The sequence below is a fragment of the Psychrobacter sp. T6-1 genome (genome assembly GCF_052258445.1).
In genome coordinates this window covers 1-1584 of the sequence record NZ_JBQQFC010000428.1, presented here as the reverse complement: position 1 = coordinate 1584, position 1584 = coordinate 1, and the positions used below count along the sequence as shown (strand labels likewise).

At 43.6% G+C, this 1584-nt stretch carries 2 protein-coding genes; one reads left to right on the top strand and one right to left on the bottom strand.

Annotated elements, in window-relative coordinates; translation table 11 throughout:
• Positions 1–270: 270 nt before the first annotated feature.
• Positions 271–876, bottom strand: coding sequence for a cysteine hydrolase family protein (locus tag ACTXGO_RS13495; RefSeq protein WP_443574883.1), 606 nt, complete (start codon positions 874–876; stop codon positions 271–273).
• Between the two features lie 385 nt (positions 877–1261).
• Here ACTXGO_RS13495 and ACTXGO_RS13490 point away from each other — a divergent pair.
• The coding region (locus tag ACTXGO_RS13490; RefSeq protein ID WP_443574882.1) for an LptF/LptG family permease at positions 1262–1584 on the top strand (323 nt) is incomplete at its 3' end.

Genomic DNA, 1584 nt, shown 5'->3' with positions numbered 1-1584 from the left:
ACTAAGCAAGCCGCGTCTTTATCTTTGGCTTCTTTTTTTAGTATTTTTTGGGTATGCGTCTTGGGAAGGTGCTGAGTTAAGGTAATATTCATCAATAGTTATCCTTTTTAGAGTAAGATTTGGGTTCTAAAACACCGCTATAAATTATTGTTTTTAGCGTTTTAACCGATAGCTAGTGTAGCACACTGCTACCTAGATGCGCTGTGAGCAAAGGTTAGCGAATGTTGTTGTCATTTGCTAACCTATTATAATCTTGAGCATCAAACAGCACTAACGGTTTAATAAGTCGTCAGTTGAGACCAAAGCGGCAAATCGATCTTGCAGTGCCGCCATCGCCGTGTCGTGCATCACTTGAGCGCTTATCATCTCGCCTTTAGCATTTGGCAAGTCGCGCGTGGCACTGGCGTCATGGCAGACAAAGTTATCAAAGCCCAAATCAAAAGCCGCTCTGACACTGGAGCTCACGCACATATGACTCATAAAGCCTGCGAACAATATTTGTTGTTTACCTGCATCCTTTATGAGCGCTTGTAGCTCGGTATCATAAAAGGCATTGGGATGCTTTTTGGTGATGTGGGTTTCGCCCTCTTTGGGTTGTAAGTCGTTGACGATATCGACTTTACTTGATAACGGATCAAACACTTTGCCATTATCTTCGCCATGATGAGCAATATGAAACACAGAGAGATTATTCTCGCGGGCGTGATTCAATAATAAGCGTGCATTGGCAATGGCCTTAGCGCCAGCGTCACCTAATGGCATCGCGCCATCGACATATTCGTTTTGATAATCGATAAAAACGATAGCGCAGTTTGACCAATCAATAGCGTCAAATTCACCGCCAGCGAGTTGTAGTAAGGTTTTGGGGGTAGACATAATAGTATCCTTTATATGGTTTTAGGTGTTTGATAAAAAGGGAGGTTCGATGCTTAGAGTCTATCAACTAATACCTATCATGGTCACTATACGATACCAACCACACACAAACCTTTCTAAATACCATAATTCAAGAACTTTAAGGAGTTAGGCAAAGTGCTACACCTGTTTTAGGCTTAGTTTATTAGAGCCAGCAGAAGCATTTAGCAAGGCTTAGGTAATGTTTGCGAACACATTTGAGCGCTATTTTCGCTCAAAACATGCTAGCATTAGCGGTTAGCCCTATAGCCCACGCCCCTTATCGACGCCTAATAGATTTATAGCGTTTACGCGAGCGTCTTAAACTATCTTTCCAAGAGTACCTATTGTGATACTACGCCGCTACATGACCCGTCAAGTTGCCTCTACGACTGCTTTAGTGCTGGGGTTTTTGATGGTGATGATGCTTGGCGGCCGTCTCATACGTTACTTTGGTATCGCTGCTGAAGGCGGGCTTGATGTCAGCTTGTTGTTTACTATTATCGGGTACAATTTACCTTACTTTTTAGAGCTGATCCTGCCCTTGGCATTTTTTATTGCCTTAATGCTAGTGTTTGGCCGCTTGTATGTCGATCAAGAGATGGCGGTTATCAATGCCAGTGGCGTCTCACGCGGTAAGCTTGCACGGTTGATGACGCCATTAATTTTGGCACTGTTCGTAGGCGAGGC

Excerpts from the sequence above, each read along its gene's own strand:
- ACTXGO_RS13495 (WP_443574883.1), bottom strand. The coding sequence starts at position 876 with ATGTCTACCCCCAAAACCTTACTACAACTCGCTGGCGGTGAATTTGAC.